The sequence below is a fragment of the Bradyrhizobium vignae genome (assembly GCF_900324035.1).
Taxonomy (GTDB): domain Bacteria; phylum Pseudomonadota; class Alphaproteobacteria; order Rhizobiales; family Xanthobacteraceae; genus Bradyrhizobium; species Bradyrhizobium vignae.
On the sequence record NZ_LS398110.1, the window covers coordinates 7,296,360 to 7,312,593 of the forward strand.

General features: G+C 64.9%; 11 protein-coding genes. 3 read left to right on the plus strand and 8 right to left on the minus strand.

The features are described from left to right. The first annotated feature begins 26 nt into the window (after window positions 1-26). From BRAD3257_RS35080 to BRAD3257_RS35090, 3 genes are all read left to right on the plus strand, one after another. On the plus strand, window positions 27-1,508 hold the full coding sequence (locus BRAD3257_RS35080; protein ID WP_122405622.1) for a hypothetical protein: 1,482 nt from the start codon (window positions 27-29) through the stop codon (window positions 1,506-1,508). A gap of 34 nt (window positions 1,509-1,542) precedes the next feature. Beyond that, on the plus strand, window positions 1,543-3,105 hold the full coding sequence (locus BRAD3257_RS35085; protein ID WP_407120778.1) for a hypothetical protein: 1,563 nt from the start codon (window positions 1,543-1,545) through the stop codon (window positions 3,103-3,105). Between the two features lie 64 nt (window positions 3,106-3,169). After that, window positions 3,170-4,165, plus strand: coding sequence for a glycosyltransferase family 2 protein (locus BRAD3257_RS35090; protein WP_122405623.1), 996 nt, complete (start codon window positions 3,170-3,172; stop codon window positions 4,163-4,165). Between the two features lie 119 nt (window positions 4,166-4,284). Here BRAD3257_RS35090 and BRAD3257_RS35095 read toward each other — a convergent pair whose 3' ends face one another. From BRAD3257_RS35095 to tolB, 8 genes are all read right to left on the minus strand, one after another. Further along, window positions 4,285-5,730 carry a hypothetical protein gene (locus tag BRAD3257_RS35095; protein WP_122405624.1) on the minus strand — a complete coding sequence of 482 codons (1,446 nt, stop codon included), beginning with the start codon at window positions 5,728-5,730 and terminating at the stop codon, window positions 4,285-4,287. Window positions 5,731-5,915: 185 nt separating this feature from the next. Beyond that, window positions 5,916-7,838 carry an ATP-dependent zinc metalloprotease FtsH gene (ftsH, locus tag BRAD3257_RS35100; RefSeq protein ID WP_027573106.1) on the minus strand — a complete coding sequence of 641 codons (1,923 nt, stop codon included), beginning with the start codon at window positions 7,836-7,838 and terminating at the stop codon, window positions 5,916-5,918. A 278-nt stretch (window positions 7,839-8,116) separates the two neighbouring features. Beyond that, a complete protein-coding gene (gene tilS, locus BRAD3257_RS35110) occupies window positions 8,117-9,175 on the minus strand; it encodes a tRNA lysidine(34) synthetase TilS (protein WP_122405626.1) in 1,059 nt (352 codons plus the stop codon). 77 nt (window positions 9,176-9,252) lie between these two features. After that, the gene (gene ybgF, locus BRAD3257_RS35115) at window positions 9,253-10,326 is read right to left on the minus strand and encodes a tol-pal system protein YbgF (protein ID WP_122405627.1); all 1,074 of its coding nucleotides are present in this window, start codon (window positions 10,324-10,326) and stop codon (window positions 9,253-9,255) included. Window positions 10,327-10,513: 187 nt separating this feature from the next. After that, a complete protein-coding gene (gene pal / locus BRAD3257_RS35120) occupies window positions 10,514-11,002 on the minus strand; it encodes a peptidoglycan-associated lipoprotein Pal (protein WP_018641585.1) in 489 nt (162 codons plus the stop codon). A gap of 344 nt (window positions 11,003-11,346) precedes the next feature. Next, entirely contained in the window at window positions 11,347-12,111 is a 765-nt protein-coding gene (locus tag BRAD3257_RS35125; protein WP_122405628.1) for an N-acyl amino acid synthase FeeM domain-containing protein, read from the minus strand. Window positions 12,112-12,273: 162 nt separating this feature from the next. Further along, window positions 12,274-14,601: a putative bifunctional diguanylate cyclase/phosphodiesterase gene (locus BRAD3257_RS35130; RefSeq protein WP_122405629.1), complete on the minus strand. Its 2,328-nt coding sequence runs from the start codon at window positions 14,599-14,601 to the stop codon at window positions 12,274-12,276. 256 nt (window positions 14,602-14,857) lie between these two features. Further along, window positions 14,858-16,219 (minus strand): Tol-Pal system beta propeller repeat protein TolB, encoded by a 1,362-nt coding sequence (tolB, locus tag BRAD3257_RS35135; protein ID WP_174221611.1) that lies wholly within the window; start codon window positions 16,217-16,219, stop codon window positions 14,858-14,860. Window positions 16,220-16,234: the final 15 nt, after the last annotated feature.

Sequence of the window (16,234 nt, forward strand, 5' to 3'; positions counted from 1 at the left end):
AAGAACAAGCAGGACAACGAGACGGCATGTCCCTCTCCTTCGCCAACAGCATCGCCGTGCAGAGCCGCACGCGGGCCCTGGTGCCGCTGTGCGTCGGCGCCGGCGCCTATCTGTTCTTCCTTTTTCTCGGCGATAGCCTGCTTCAGGATTCCGACTCGTTCTGGCAGATCAAGATCGGGCAATGGATCCTCGATCACGGCGCCATGCCAACCACCGACTTCTATTCCTTCACGCGAATGGGCGCGCCGTGGATATCGACGTCGTGGCTGTCGCAGGTCGCGTTCGCCTTCTCCCATGCGCAATGGGGCTGGGCAGGTCCCGTCATCCTCACCGCAGTCGCTCTCGCGCTCGCGGTCGCAATCTTCGTCCATCTGCTCGACGCGCAGATCGAGGCACCGCGCGCGGTACTGTTCGCGACGCTGGCGCTGCTGCTGTCGATCCATCACGTGCTGGCACGTATTCTGGCGCTGCCCGTCATGGTGGCGTGGGTCGGCTTGTTGATGGCAGCTGCCGATCGCAAGAGCGCGCCGTCCTGGACCTGGCTGCCGCTGATGGCGCTCTGGGCGAACCTGCATGGCGGCTTCGTGCTGGGCCTCGCGCTGGTCGGTCCGATCTCGCTCGAAGCGGTCGAGCACGCCGAGAAGGGACGGCGTCTTTCGCTGTTCATGCGCTGGGTGCTGTTCGGAATCGGCGCGCTGATCGCGAGCTGCTGCACGCCGTACGGATGGCGGACGCTGCAGGGCGCGAGCAACGTCCTCAGACTCGGCGAGCTGCTGTCGCTGATCTGCGAATGGATGCCGGCGAACTTCGCCACGTTCACCCCGTTCGAGGGCGCCCTGCTCGCCCTGATCGCATTCGGCTATTATCGCGGCCTGGTGCTGTCGGCGCCCCGGATCTTCCTGATCCTGTTCCTGACCTGGAGCGCGCTGACCCATGTCAGGAGCATCGAGGCATTTGCGTTCCTGGTGCCGCTGGTGCTGGCAAGGCCGCTCGGCGAGATGTTCCCGCGCCGGACGCCTGACGCCACCGGTGCCGACCGCTGGCCGGCCCGCACTGTCACCGCGCTTGCCGCGCTGATGATCGTGGCGGCAGGCTGGACGTCGACGTCGCTCTATATGGGGCATCACCGCTTCACCTTCACGATGAGGCAGACGCCGGTTGCGGCGGTCGACCTGCTCGAGCGACGCAAGGTACAGCGCATCTTCAACGCCTACCAGTTCGGCGGCTATCTGATCTCGCGCGATATTCCCGTTTTCGTCGACGGCCGCGCCGAACTGTATGGCGAGAAGTTCGTCATGGACTTCTTCGAGGCGACGGAAGGCAGGAAGCCCGAGCTGCTGCCGCGCCTTCTGGACGAGTACAAGATCGACGCGACGCTATTGGTCGCCGACGCGCCGGGGCCGCAGATCCTCGACCAGCTCAAGGGCTGGAAGCGGATCTACGCGGACGACGTCGCCGTCATCCACGTGCGCGACACCGCAGACGGCGCGGCGGCGCCTTCGAAGTGAGGACGCTCGTCTCCGGCCTCAGCTGCTCCATCAGATGGTTCCCACCAGCCAGCCGCCCCCGAAAAATCCGGCGCGTCCCGACCCGGACCGAATCGTGGCGACCATCGTTCTTGCGCTGCTGGCGGCGGTCTCGTTTCTCCCGGTGCTGCTGACACCCATTCCCGCGATGGTCGATTATCCCAATCACCTCGCGCGCATGTACGTCCTGAGCCAGAACGGCACACCGGGTGCCAATCCGTATTACGAGGTGACCTGGGCCTTCTATCCCAACCTCGGAATGGACCTGATGGTCCCGCAGCTGGCGCGGCTGATGAGCGTCGAGGACGCCACTCGGCTGTTTCTCCTGCTGAGCCAGGTCCTGATCGTCACCGGCGCGCTTCTGCTCGAATGGGTCCGGAAAAAGCGCATCCATCTCGCCGGCTTCGCCGCGCTCGCTTTCCTCTATTGCCTGCCGTTCAGCTGGGGTTTTGTGAATTTCGAGTTCGGGATCGGTCTCGCGCTCTGGGGCATGGCCGTCTACCTGATGCTGGCCGAAAGCGCCTGGCCGCTGCGCTTCGCCGCCCATTCGGCCTTCGTCGCCGCGCTCTATGTGGGGCATTTCTTTTCGCTCGGCGTCTACGGCGCAGTGCTGGGCCTTGTCGAGCTGTCGCGCATCCGCCAAGGGCAGACCACGCATCCCGTCGTGGCCGCGCGGCTCGGCGCGCTGGCCCTGCCGGCGCTTGCGCTGCTTTCGATCATGCATGTCACGGCAGGCGCGATCGGAAGCCAAGGCAACGATTGGTTCCTCGCATTCAAGCCGGTCTGGCCGCTCCGCATCATGAACGGCTACAATCTGACGGCCGCGGCGGTGACCGGGCTGACGATGATGACCGCGCTGCTGTTCGCCGCAAGGCGCGGCGTTCTCAGGCTCGAGCCGCCCGGGATCTGGATCGCGCTCGGTCTTGCGCTCCTGTACGTGGCCATTCCCTCCAGGCTGTTCGGGACCTCGTTTGCCGACCTCCGCGTGATTCCTGCTGCGGGGCTGATCCTGCCGGCGTTCTGCTCGCTGTCGTTGCCGAGCCGGGCGTGGAGAATGGGCGCGCTCGCTGCGATCAGCGGCATCACACTGATCAATCTCGCCGTTGTCTTCACAGTGTGGCTGCCCTACCGCGCTGACTACGCAGCCACCATCGAGTCGTTCCGCAAGATCGAACGCGGCTCGCGCGTTCTCGTCAGCAATGCGGACGAAGCTGGCGATCCGCCCTTCGCCGACCTCACTGCGTATCCGATGTATTATGCGCCAACGCTGGCGGTGCACTATGCCAACGCCTTCGTGCCCAATCTCTTCACGGAAGCGGGCAAGCAACCTGTTCGGGCCGTCGAGGCCGTGCGCCAGCTCGCCACTCCGGATGGCGGACTGGTGTCCTCAGGCCTGCTCACCGCGATTGCAACGGGCCGCCCGCCGGCGGACTCGCCGCGCTTTGTCCTCACCTGGTACCGGGATTTCGACTACCTCTATGTGCTGGGACCGCGGGCCGCAAATCCGCTGCCGGATCTGCTGGAGATATTGGAGACCTCGGATCGGTTTGTCCTCTACAGGATTCGCCGCAAGTCCTGAGAAAGGCGACCTTAACCACCTGCTCATAGACTTGCGCCCCTCCAACCCAGCGGGACTCCTTCGCATGGCGGCCAATTCCAGATCGATCCGCTACAGCCTCGTCATTCCCGTATTCAACGAGGAAGCGGTGCTGCCGGTCCTGCTGCGCCGGCTCGACCAGGTCATGTCCAAGCTCGACGGGCCGGCGGAAGCGATCTTCGTCGACGACGGCAGCAGCGATTCCAGCTCGATCGTGCTGCGAGCGCTCGCCGTGCGCGACACGCGCTTTCGCTACCTCGGCCTGTCGCGCAACTTCGGCCATCAGATCGCCATCACCGCCGGCATGGACGCCGCGCAAGGCGACGCCATCATCGTCATGGACGCCGATCTGCAGGACCCGCCCGAGGTGATCGAGCAGTTGATCGCAAAGTGGAAGGAGGGCAACGACATCGTCCACGCCCGCCGCCTCTCGCGCGAGGGCGAAAGCCGCTTCAAGCGCGCGACCGCGCATCTGTTCTACCGGCTGCTCGGCAGGATGTCCTCCGTCGGCATCCCTGCGGATGTCGGCGACTTCCGCTTGATCGACCGCAAGGTGCTCGACGCGCTCAGGCAGATGCCGGAGCAGGATCGCTTCGTGCGCGGCATGATCGCCTGGCTCGGCTTCCGGCAGGCCGAGGTCGCCTTCCACCGCCTCGAGCGCGCCGCGGGCGAAACCAAATACCCGCTGTTCAAGATGATCCGCCTGGCGGTGAACGCCGCGCTCGGCTTTTCCGATCTGCCGCTGCGGCTGGCGATCTGGTGCGGCTTGACGGTCTCGGCCCTTGCGCTGCTCTACGGCGGCTGGGTGATTCTGTTGTGGCTCAGCAAGGACAGCCATCTCGTGACCGGCTGGTCTTCGACGATCGTCCTCATGTCGCTGCTGTGCGGCATCAACATGCTGATGACGGGCATCGTTGGGCTCTATGTCGGCCGCATCCATGCCGAGGTGAAACGCCGCCCGCTCTACGTGGTGCAGGCACGAATCGGCTTCGATCGCGACGCGACGGCGTCGACACAGGCGATCCACACCATCAACGAGTGACCCGGCGCACGAGCGAGCTCTTCCCGCCGCTCACTTCGAACCTGAATTGGCACGCGTCCCTCGAAGAGGTCTTCGGCAGCGGGTCGATCGAGGGCCGATGTGTCGCCTTGGCGCCCGACTTATTGTCGCGGCGTATCTCGCCGCTTGTGAACGACCGCCACATCGTCGCTGTAGACGCGCTGCCACTGGGGCAGTCGGTCGAGCATCGCTATCGCGGGCGTTTGCGGTGCGAGCAGTGTCGCGTCGATGTTGTATTCGTCGAGCAATCTGAGGAAATCTCCGAGGTCGATCAGCGCCAGGGCGCGATTGTAGCGGTCGATGAACGGCCCGCCGTACAGTTCGGAGCGGCCATCGATAAAGGTGGGAATGCCGGCAAAGATCAAATAGCCGCCGAAGGCGTAATCGTTGAGCACGCGTCCCGTCCCGGCCAGGTCGGCCTGAGCGATGGCAGCCTGCGGGGTGATGGCCGGAGCCGGCCGGATGTCCCGCGCCAGCGCCGCCCCGCTCATCGCGACCAAGACACCGAGCGCGGCCAGATTGAGGCCGCGCGAGCGGCCGGCCGCATCGATCCCGGTCGGTCCGCCGAACGTCCGCCCCAGCGGGGCCGCCAGATAAAGCGGCGCCAGCATAGCCAGCAAATCCGCATTGCGGATTTGCGCCAGCGCGAAATGGAGCAAGCCGATCACCACCAGGACCCGAACGACCGGCAGTGTCACGCCGCGCGAGAGCGCAAAGATGCCAGCCAGCAGCAGCAATTCGAAGCCACCGCTATGGCTGAAATCCTGCGGCCGCCATTCCGAGATCCAGGCGAGCGCGGGACCTGCGGCCAGCGTCGTCAGCGGCATCAACAATGGTTCCGGCCCGTGCGGCGTCAGGCAGGACGCTACGACCGCCAGTGCCGTGAATGGCAGCCACCGCAGCAACACGTGCAGCCATTCGCTTCGCTTCTCACGCAGCAGCGCCTCGAGCACCGCCGGGCCAATCAGCCCAAGCGCCAGCATGCCGCTGCCGTGCAGATTGGCCCACAGCACCAGCAGCGGCAGAGCCCAATATGGCGGAGGCGAGCTGCGATCCATGCAGCGCACCAGGGCAGCCGCCCAGATCACCATCACCGGCAACACGAGGACGTGCGGCCGCGCCAGCATGTGCGGCGCCAGCAGGACGATGGCCGCGATCACCATCAGCACAGTCAGGGCCGGGGAAAGCTCCCGCAGCAGGAAGAACGTGAGCAGGCCAAAGGCGAGCGCGATCGCCGCAGCCGCGATCGCGACGACGGCCGGCCAGCCGGCCAGCGCGTAGACGGCGGCATAGATGACCTCGGATAGCCATTCGAAGGTGATCCAGGGCGCGCCGTGCTTCGAAAAGGAAAACAGGTCGCTCGTCGGCAAGGTGCCGTGCGCGATGATCCAGCGTCCGAGCTCGATGTGGGAATAGCTGTCGGGATCGCCGAGCAATCGCGGGCCGAGCGCCAGCAACACGGTGTAGAGGCTGAGCCCCACGCCCCAGGGGAGCACGGCACGTGCCGAAAACGGTTGAACCGCGCTGTAGACGGCTTGATCAGTCATAGCGGGCCAAAATAGGCCGCAAGCATTAAGTTCTTCTTTAGTGTTTGGCGCATTTGCCCCGAGCACGGTGCGCTTCTGCCCCCCGCTTCAGGCCTCACACGCTGGCTTGCTGCGCCCAGCTGGCTACCCAACAAAAAAACGCGGCGTTTCCGCCGCGTTCTTCATTTCGATCTGCCGCTTCTCGATCAGGCCTGCGGCTGTGGCTCGAGGCCAGGATCCGGATCCGGACGCGGGCGCGGCTTGCCGGCCGGGGGCACGGCGGAGGCGCGCGGCGTGGTCGGCTCGAGCACGGACTCGCGGTTCGGCTTCTTGCCCCTGAGCAAGTCGACGATCTCCTCGCCGGTCAGCGTCTCGAACTCGAGCAGGCCCTTGGCCAGCGTCTCGAGATCGGCGCGCTTCTCGGTGAGGATGCGGGTCGCTTCCTTGTAGCCTTCCTCGACCAGGCGTTTGATCTCGGAATCGATCTTCTGAACGGTGGCTTCGGATGCGTTCTGCGTGCGCGACACCGACATGCCGAGGAAGACCTCGTCCTGGTTCTCGCCATAGGAGACGGTGCCGAGTTCCTCCGACAGGCCCCAGCGCGTCACCATCATGCGGGCAAGGCGCGTGGCCTGCTCGATGTCGGAGGCGGCGCCCGAGGTCACCTTCTCGCGGCCGAAGATCAGCTCTTCGGCGACGCGGCCGCCCATCATGATGGCAAGGCGCGAGGTCATCTGCTCCAGCGACATCGACAGCTTGTCGCGCTCGGGCAGCTGCATGACCATACCGAGCGCACGGCCGCGCGGAATGATGGTCGCCTTGTGGATCGGATCGGTCGCGGGCACGTTGAGACCGACGATGGCGTGGCCGCCCTCGTGATAGGCCGTCAAGAGCTTCTCTTCTTCGGTCATGACGAGCGACTTGCGCTCGGCGCCCATCATCACCTTGTCCTTGGCCTCCTCGAACTCGGCCTGCGTCACCATCCGTTTGTTGCGGCGGGCGGCGGTGAGCGCAGCCTCGTTGACGAGGTTCATCAGGTCGGCACCGGAGAAGCCCGGCGTGCCGCGCGCGATGGTCTTGAGGTTGATATCGGGGGCCAGCGGCACCTTGCGGACGTGAACCTTGAGGATCTGCTCGCGGCCAACGACATCGGGATTGGGCACAACGACCTGGCGGTCGAAGCGGCCCGGCCGCAGCAGCGCGGGATCGAGCACGTCAGGACGGTTGGTCGCGGCGATCAGGATCACGCCCTCGTTGGCCTCGAAGCCGTCCATCTCGACCAGCAGCTGGTTCAGCGTCTGCTCGCGCTCGTCGTTGCCGCCGCCGAGGCCGGCGCCGCGGTGACGACCGACAGCGTCGATCTCGTCGATGAAGATGATGCAGGGCGCGTTCTTCTTGGCCTGCTCGAACATGTCGCGGACGCGGCTCGCGCCGACGCCGACGAACATCTCGACGAAATCCGAACCGGAAATGGTGAAGAACGGCACGTTGGCTTCACCCGCGACCGCACGCGCGATCAGGGTCTTACCGGTGCCGGGCGGGCCGACCAGCAGCACGCCGCGCGGGATGCGGCCGCCGAGGCGCTGGAATTTGCCGGGGTCGCGCAGGAATTCGACGATCTCCTGCAGATCCTGCTTGGCCTCATCCACGCCGGCGACGTCCTCGAAGGTGACGCGGCCATGCGCTTCGGTCAGCATCTTCGCGCGCGACTTGCCGAAGCCCATCGCCTTGCCGGCGCCGCCCTGCATCTGCCGCGACAGGAAGATCCAGACGCCGATCAGCGCGATGAAGGGCAGCCAGGAGACCAGCAGCGAGACGAACCAGGGCACGTTGTCGCCCGGCGGCTTCGCGGTGATCTGCACCTTGCTGTCGTAGAGCCGCTTCACCAGCGTCGGATCGTTCGGCGCATAGGTCTGGAAGCTCGAGCCGTTGGTGAAGGTGCCGTGGATGTCCGGGCCCTGGATCACGACGTCGCGGACATTGCCGCGATCAACTTCGCTCAGCAGCTGGGAGAAGGCGATGTCCTGCGAGGACGCCCGCTGACCCGGATTCTGGAAGAGCGTGAACAACGCCAACAGCAGCAAAACAATGATGACCCAGAGGGCGAAATTGCGCAGATTGGCGTTCATCGATCTTCCTTCGTGGTCGCGCGGATCGCGGCCTGGTCCTTCAGGAGCTACTTGGGCAAGCTAGAGAAAATCCCCAAGGAATCCTCTCGGTTAGACGCATACAATTTAGGTGCCGTCCGGGTCGCTGCCAAGGGAATGAGATGGGACTATTTAGCCCATCTTAGAGCGATTCCCGCTGAAATAATGGCGCCCGGAGCGGGGTTTTTCCTGCCTGGTTAAGGTGTTCTGATGGCGCGGGGCCGAAATGGCTGGTGTCATGATCCGCCCCAGTCCCGAGCTCATCCACTCCCACGGCGCCTTGCCGGCGCCGGTGCGATTTGGATACGCCCGCCGGCGAGGCTGATCAAGGCTCCCGCGAGGGTTTGCTTCAGGACCGGCCGGCCAGTGGCGCGGGCATCGAGACTTGCGGCAATGGCCTCGTCCAATGCGGACAGCAGGGTTTCGACCTTCCCGAGTTCCGCCGGTCCTTCATGTCCGAGCGCATTGATGGCCCGCAGCAGGAGCCGCAGCCGGACCTCCTCCGGCAGGGCGGCAAAGGCCGAGGCCTCGAAGCTTCGGACGTCCGCCTGCGGCGCACCGCCGCGATCCCGCAGACGGAGGAAGCGCTCGGCGCCGTCGGCCAGCACCTCGACCGCCGCATTTGCCCGCGCCAGCCTTGCCGCGAGCCGCGCCAGATTGCGGGCATCGCCGCCCTCGGCCGCGAGAAGCGGCAGCAGCGCGCGCAGCCGCGGCCGGGTGAAGGCAGTGTCCCGGTTGGTGGGGTCCTCGACAAAGCCGACCTTCGCCCGCCTCAAGGTCGCGATCAGCTGCGATTTCGGAACATCGAGCAGCGGACGCGCCAGCACGATTCCGTCGCGCTCGCTGAGGGGCGCCATGGCCGACAGCCCGGCCAGCCCGCTGCCGCGGAAGAGGCGCATCAACAGGGTCTCGGCCTGGTCGTCGCGGGTGTGGGCCGTCAGCACATGGCTCGCACCGGCGGCACGTGCGGCCTCTGCCAGCAGGCGGTAACGCGCCTCGCGCGCAGCGGCAGGCAGGCCTGTCTTCGGCTTTGCGCCACGCCAGTGCAGGGTCCGATGCGGCAATCCGAGCTGGTTCGCGAGCCGCTTGACCTCGCGTGCCTCGCGGGCTGCCTCGGGGCGCAGGCCGTGGTCGACGGTGACGACGGTGAGTTGCGGGCCGCGCGCGAGGCTGCGCTGCCAGCGGGCGGCAAGCCACATCAGCGCGACCGAGTCGGGCCCGCCGGAGACCGCGAGCACCAGCGCCGGCGCAGCCTTCAGGCCGGCGAAGAGCCGCCTCGCCTCGCGCGCCGAGATGGGAGAATTGTCGTCGTCTGACATGACGCGGCCCTGACAGTCGCCGGCGGATGGTTCCGATGTCTAGCGCAGCACCATCCGCGTTGTCAGGACCCCGGACGTCAGCACTTCACCCGCTTCTGTTCGCGGTCGACCGCGACTTTGACGCCGGCGGAGGCACGCGGATATTTGCGGCCGATCTCGCCGAAGGCGGCGCAGGCGGCCTCCTTCTCCTTCAGCGCGGCGAGCGACTGGCCGAGCCGCAGCAGCGCATCCGGCGCCTTGGCCGATTTTTCGTATTTGGTGGTCACGGCGAGGAAGGCCTCCGCGGAGTCGCGATATTGCTGGCGCTGGAAGTAGCTCTCGCCGAGCCAGTATTGCGCGTCTCCGACGAGCGGGTCGCTCGGAAATTTCTGCGCAAAGTTCTTCATGGTCTGCTCGGCAAGCGCATAGTCCTTGCGCTGCATGTAGCCGATGCCGAGGTCGAACTCGTCGCGCGCCGTCGCCGAGGGCGGTAGCGTCGTCAGGCCAGTGCCGCCCGATGGCGCGGGATAGCCGGGTTGGGCCGGCGGATAGCCGGGCTGCGCGGCTGGCGGCACACCTTGCTGGTAGCGGGGGCTGGTATTGGCGAGATCGAGCGGCTCGCCGGCGCCACGGCCGCCGGGTGCCCCGCTCGGAGTTCCTGCCGGCATCGGCTGCTGGCCGCCGCCGAGCGCGCGCGGTGCGCCCGGCGCGTTCGGGTTCTGGCTCGGGTCGAAGGCATCGCCGCGGCGGCGCGTGCCGGGTGCGCCGGGCGCCGGCTGCTCCTGAACGATCGGCGCAGGCGCGGCGATCTGCGGCTGCTCGTAGGTCGGCTGCACGGCCGGCTGTTGCGGCGGCTGGCGATAGCCGGGCGCAATCTGACTTGGTGCCACCTGCGCGGGCGGCATCGCCGCGACGTTGGGTGCCTGTCCGGGCGCGCCTTGCGCGCCGCCCTCGAGCGCCCGCAGCCGCTCTTCGAGCTGCCGGTTGCGGTATTGCAGCTCCTCGTTCTGGCCGGTGAGCTGGCGCAGCTGGTTCTCCAGCCGCTCGATCCGCATCTCCGGGTCGGCATCATCCGACTGCGCGAAGACCGATTGCGCAAGTGCGGGCGACCCCAAAGAAAGCAGCGCGGCGGTCGCCACGGTGCCGGTAAAGACCTTAAATCTGGATGACATCTTGCCCTGACGACAAAAGCGAATGGCCTGCGACGGAACATTCGACGCGCCACACATTGAAGTGGAGTACGCCAAAAATGTGACTGGTACCAAGGGGTTTTAAGTCACAGAATGCTGAAACGAAACCGGCGCCCGAGAGGGCGCCGGCATCATCCAATTCCGAAGCTGAACGGCACCTGACCGGACGTCAGGAGCTCGCGTTCAAGACAGTGACGGCGCGGCGGTTCTGCGACCAGCAGGAGATGTCGTTACAGACGGCCACCGGCCGCTCCTTGCCGTAGGAGATCGTGCGCATGCGATTCGGATCGATGCCGCGCGAGGCGAGGAACGAGCGCACCGACTGGGCACGGCGGGCGCCGAGCGCGATGTTGTATTCGCGGGTGCCGCGCTCGTCGGCATGACCTTCGATGGTGAAGCTGTAGCGCGGATAGGTCTGGAGCCACTGCGCCTGCTTCTCCAGGGTCACGATCGCCTGCGGGGTCAGATCAGTCTGGTCGCTTTCGAAGAACACGCGGTCGCCCACGTTGACGACGAAATCCTGCTGGCTGCCGGGCGTCGCCGCATTGGCCATCGCATCCGTCGCAGCATTCTTGTTGGCGCAGGCGCCCATCGACAGCGCGACGGCGAGCACCGCGGCCAGCTTCAATCCCTGGAGGATACGCATAGGATGTTTCATTCCGGAGCCTCCACGCTCACGTTAGTCCACTGCTGTCCGGTCTACAGGGGGTTGGTTAAGCGAACGTTCCGTCAACCTTGACGGAACCTTGCCACAGCCGGTCAAATGCCCCCAACCAGCGAAAAGCAACCGGCATGGTTAATGAGTTGTAAATGTGGCGCGAGGGTGAAGGCAAGCCGCGTCGGTCGGCAAACCCGCCGGCTTTTGCTGGAAATTTGGGCCGAATCGAAGGTGTGGATGGTCCTAAAGCATGATCCGGAAAAGTGCGAAGCGGTTTTCCGGAAAGATCATGCGTAAACAACAAGCTAAAGCGCGATGACGATTCATCCAAATCTCATCGCGCTTTAGCAGGCAGAGCCGAATGCTGGGGCCGTCACATCCAGGTTCCGCGGCGAGGTCAGCAGCACCGGCCGCGTGGCCGCCGGCCGCGAGGTGCTGCGCTCAAACAGCATGCGCCGCTCAAACGCACTGGAGCGCATGATCGGAAAGCGTGCCAGCACCTTATCCCGCTGCCGCCGGACGTCGGTGGCCATCAGGACCGCCTTTTTGGTGGGCCAGCCCGGAAAGCCCCGCGGCTCCGGTGAAATGGTCTCATGCAGGAAAATGCGACGGTAAAATGCCTGATGATCGGTCCGGATCATGGCAAGCCCGGTGTCGGCATTGAAATGATCGCACGCGACAAAGGCCAGGCGGACCGTCAGGTAGGGCAACTCGGGGAAGCGATGGTGCTTGTCGGGATCTGCAACAAGCCGGCACGGATCGACAAAGACCTCGCCGCGATCGAGGCGGGGATGCAGGATGTCGCCGAACACCTCGGTGGTATAGGACATCCGCCATTCCGACGTCAGAAGATGGATACGGACGGAGCTGCAAAGCTCTCCATCAACATAAATCCCGAAATTCCAGGTGTTGGGCGTTTCGTCGAAGCGATCGCTGACGCGCAGTGAAGCCGACGGCTCGATCAGACCGGCCTGCAGATAGGCGCGGTAGCGCATCAAATACAGGTTGTCCTTGTCCTCGGGAGTCTCGATCAGTCGGTAATCGATACGGTCAAACAACGCGGCCCCTCGGGGAAGGAGCGCCGGGGTCGGTTCGGCTCCGGACTTCATCTGCTACCTCAAAACTCCAAGCAACTTCCGCGAGTAGCAGCAGATTAATGGTTCCTTAACGAAATTGCAAAGCTTTAGAACTGTTAGGGTTAACCTTTGCGGGTCCGCAAGATTACGGAGCAAGCGCGAGCCGATTGCGATGAAGGAGCCGCCGGAAAAGGATCAGGCCGATCGCGACGACACGAGGGCGAGCTGGTCGTCAGGCATACGACGGCCATGCGAGGCGTTGAGCAATTGGCGGATTCGCACCGCCGGAACGGGCCGGCTGAACAGGTAACCCTGCCCTTCGGTCACGGTGCCGTCGGCGCTGATCAGCTCGAGCTGCTCGTTGGTCTCGATACCCTCGACCACGACGGACATCCCGAGGTCGGCGGACAGCCGCGCGACGCCGCGCAGCAGCGTCAACGGCCGGTCGGCATCGATGCCTTCGAGGAAGGAGCGGTCGATCTTCACTTTCTGCATCGGGAAATTGTGCAGGTAGCTGAGGCTGGAGTAGCCGGTGCCGAAATCATCGAGCGAGATGCGCACGCCGAGCGCGTGCAGTTGCGACAGGATGTCGTGCGTGAGCTGGGTGTTGCGCAGCAGCGAGGACTCGGTGATCTCGATTTCCAGTCGATGCGCCGGCAAGCCCGACACTTCGAGCGCGTAGCGGATTTCGCTCAAGACATCGCGCTGGTGGAATTGCTGCGGCGAGAAGTTGACGGCGACGCTGACGCTCTCCGGCCACTTCATGCATTCCATGCAGGCGCGGCGCAGGATCCAGCGGCCGAGATCGACGATCAGACCCATGTCCTCGGCGACCGGGATGATATCGACCGGCGAAACCGTGCCGCGCACCGGATGATTCCAGCGCAGCAGCGCCTCACAGGTGGTGATCTTGCCGGACTTCAGATTGACCAGCGGCTGGAAGAACAGCTCGAATTCCTCGTTGGCGAGCGCCTTGCGCAGGTCGAGCTCGAGGATGCGGCGCGCCTCGACGGTCGCCGCCATCTCGTCGCGGAAGAAACAGAACGTGCCGCGGCCGTCGGCCTTGGCGCGATACAGCGCCATGTCGGCGTTCTTGAGCAGCGTATCGGCGCTGGTGCCGTCCGGCGAGGTCAGTGCGATGCCGACGCTGGCGCCGATCTCGACCAGGTGATTGTCGATGCGATACCGCTCGCTCAACCGCTCGACGATGCGGCGGGCGAGCGCTGCGGCGTCCTCGGGCGTGTTGAGGTTCTGCTGGAACACGACGAACTCGTCGCCGCCGAACCGGGCGACGAAATCCTCGGGGCGCAGCATCTCGCGCAGGCGGTTGGCGACGGCGCACAGGAGCTGGTCGCCGCAGGGATGGCCCAGCGTGTCGTTGACCTGCTTGAACTGGTCGAGGTCGATGAACAGCAGCGCGGAGAGCTGCCCCGCGTCGTGCGAGACAGCCAGCAGGTGCTCGATTTCGTCGCGAAAATTGACCCTGTTCGGCAGGGCCGTGAGGTCATCATAGCGCGCGAGGTGACTGATCTTGGCTTCGGCATTGCGCCGCTCCGTAATATCCTCGAGCAGCAGCACCGCTCCTCCGTCCGCCATCGGCTGAACGGTCCAGGACAGCGACCGATTTCGCTCGATGTTCGTATCGACGGTGATGATCTCATTCTCCCGCGAACTCTCGAGGCCAGCGATGATCTGCTCGCCGTTCGCAGCCGAGATGGCCCCGGCTTTGACACAGGCGGCGATGATGTCGCGTGCGCTGGCGCCGCTCTGCGGCAGATTATCGGGCAGGCTCATCATCGCGGCGAAACGGTGATTCATCACCGCGAGCTGCCCATCGAGGTGGAACATGCAAAGCCCGTGCGGCATGTTGTTCAGGGCAGTATCGAACTGACCCGCGAGCGCCGACTCGCGCTCACGCGCCACCACGGCTCCCATGAATATCCTGTGGAGGTTGGCCGAGAGCTGCATGATCGCGAGCAGGAAGGCAGCACTCACAACGGCCATTGCGATATAGTAGGGCGTGCCGCGCCACGCCAATGCCAAGACCGCCGGGGTGAAGATGAGCACCGCCTGAAAATGGAAGATCGACGGTCGTCCATACGCCCTTCCCGCTCCCCCTGCGGCAATGCCTGTAGTGACCGACAGAGCAATCATATGTGAGACCGCGTCGTCGGTAGCGAGCAGGGTCGTGCCGCACCAGGTGCCAATCGCAGCGGCCTGAATCATCGCCCCGATTTGATAGCGCGTCTGCCAGCGTTTGGCCGCCTCGGCGGTCACGTTCGACTTGCGCGCCTGATAGCGGCGCAAATCGATCGCCCGCACCGACCCGGCCAAGACGAGAAACGCCACACACGCCCAAACGAGGGGCTCGCCCGTCTTCAGCGCCGTCAGCGCAGCACCGATCGATACGAAGATGAGCCCGGCCAGCAGTGGTCCCGGCGCTTCAAAGAGCGAATCGATCTGCGCTGCCGGGTTGACCGGCGGCGGCTGCCCCTGCTCTCCGCTCTGGCTTGCGAACTGCATTTGGTTTGTACGCGCGTCCTGTTCGGCGCGTAGTCTTACCGAGCCGAGATGAAGCTTTCCTGAGGGAACATCGTTAAAGCCGAGTTGTTTTTCGGCAATAGCGAAGCGATTTCTTCTTACATATCAAGCAGCTAGGCAAGCCTTGCCGGGCACAAGGTGAAGGAAGTCTTGCCCTTCGCAACGAACGCGGAAAAATCGGCGCGCTTTTTCGAAAACATCGCGCGTCTGAACACGCGATGCTTCAACTGCGATGTTGTCAGCCCGACGTGGAGGACAGCAGCGGCGACCATGCCGGGTCGGAGGCGAAGCCCGGTGTCGGCACCTTCAGCTCGTTGCGGCCGGAGATGTCGACGGTGTAGAGCGAAGGCCCGCTGTTGCCGCCGGGATCGCGGAAGAACATCAGCACGCGGCCGTTCGGCGAGAAGGTCGGACCTTCATTGTGGAAGCCGGAGGTGAGCAGCCGCTCGCCGGAGCCGTCCGGCTTCATGACGCCGATCGAGAACTGCCCGCCGCCTTGCCTGGTGAAGGCGATGTAATCGCCCTTCGGCGACCACACCGGTGTCGAATAGCTGGCGTTGGTGTCATCCTTGGAGAAGGAGATGCGCTGCGCCTGTCCTCCGCCTGCCGCCATCACATAGATCTGCGACCTGCCGCCACGATCGGACTCGAAGCAGATACGGCTGCCGTCCGGTGAGTAAGACGGAGACGTGTCGATCGCCGGCGTGTCGGTGAGACGCGTGGTCGAGCGCGAGCGCAGATCCATCACGAACAGGTTGGAATTGCCGCCCTGTTGCAGGCTCATGATGACGCGCTGGCCGTCCGGCGAGAAGCGCGGCGCAAAGGTCATGCCGGGGAAGTTACCGACGATCTCGCGCTGGCCAGTCTCGATGTTGAAGAGATAGACCTTCGGATCGCCCTGGCCGAACTCCATGTAGGTGATCTCTTGCGAATTCGGCGAGAAGCGCGGCGTCAGCACGAGGTCGGAGCCGCGGGTCAGGTAGCGCACATTGGCGCCGTCCTGGTCCATCATGGCAAGCCGCTTGACGCGGCGCTCCTTCGATCCGGTCTCGTCAACGAACACGACGCGGCTGTCGAAATACCCCTTCTCGCCGGTCATACGCTCGTAGATCTGGTCGGAGATGATGTGGGCGATGCGGCGCCAATATTCCGGCGACGTGAAATATTGCTGTCCCGCGAGCTGCTGGCCGGTGACCACGTCCCACAGGCGGAATTCGGCCTTGAGGCGGCCGTCCGGCTGCCGCGTCATGCGGCCGGTGACGAGGGCCTGCGCGTTGATGGTCTTCCAGTTCTGGAATTGCGGTGCGACGTCGATGTTGCTGATGCGCTCGATGAAGGCGGCCTGATCGATCGGCGCGAACAGGCCCGAGCGCTTCAGGTTGTTGGTGATGACCTGCGTGACGCCGTTGCCGACGTCGCCGTCGGACGGGGAGCCTGGCACGAAGCCGGAGATCGCGATCGGGATCGGCTGGAATTCGGTGGGATCGATGCGAAGCCGCGGCTGACTCTGGGCGAAGGCGTGGCCGCCCCCGAGCATGGCAAGTGCCGATCCGGTGACGGTCATAAAGCGGCGGCGGGTGATCGATCGGGCGTCATTCATTGCAAAATTCTTTTG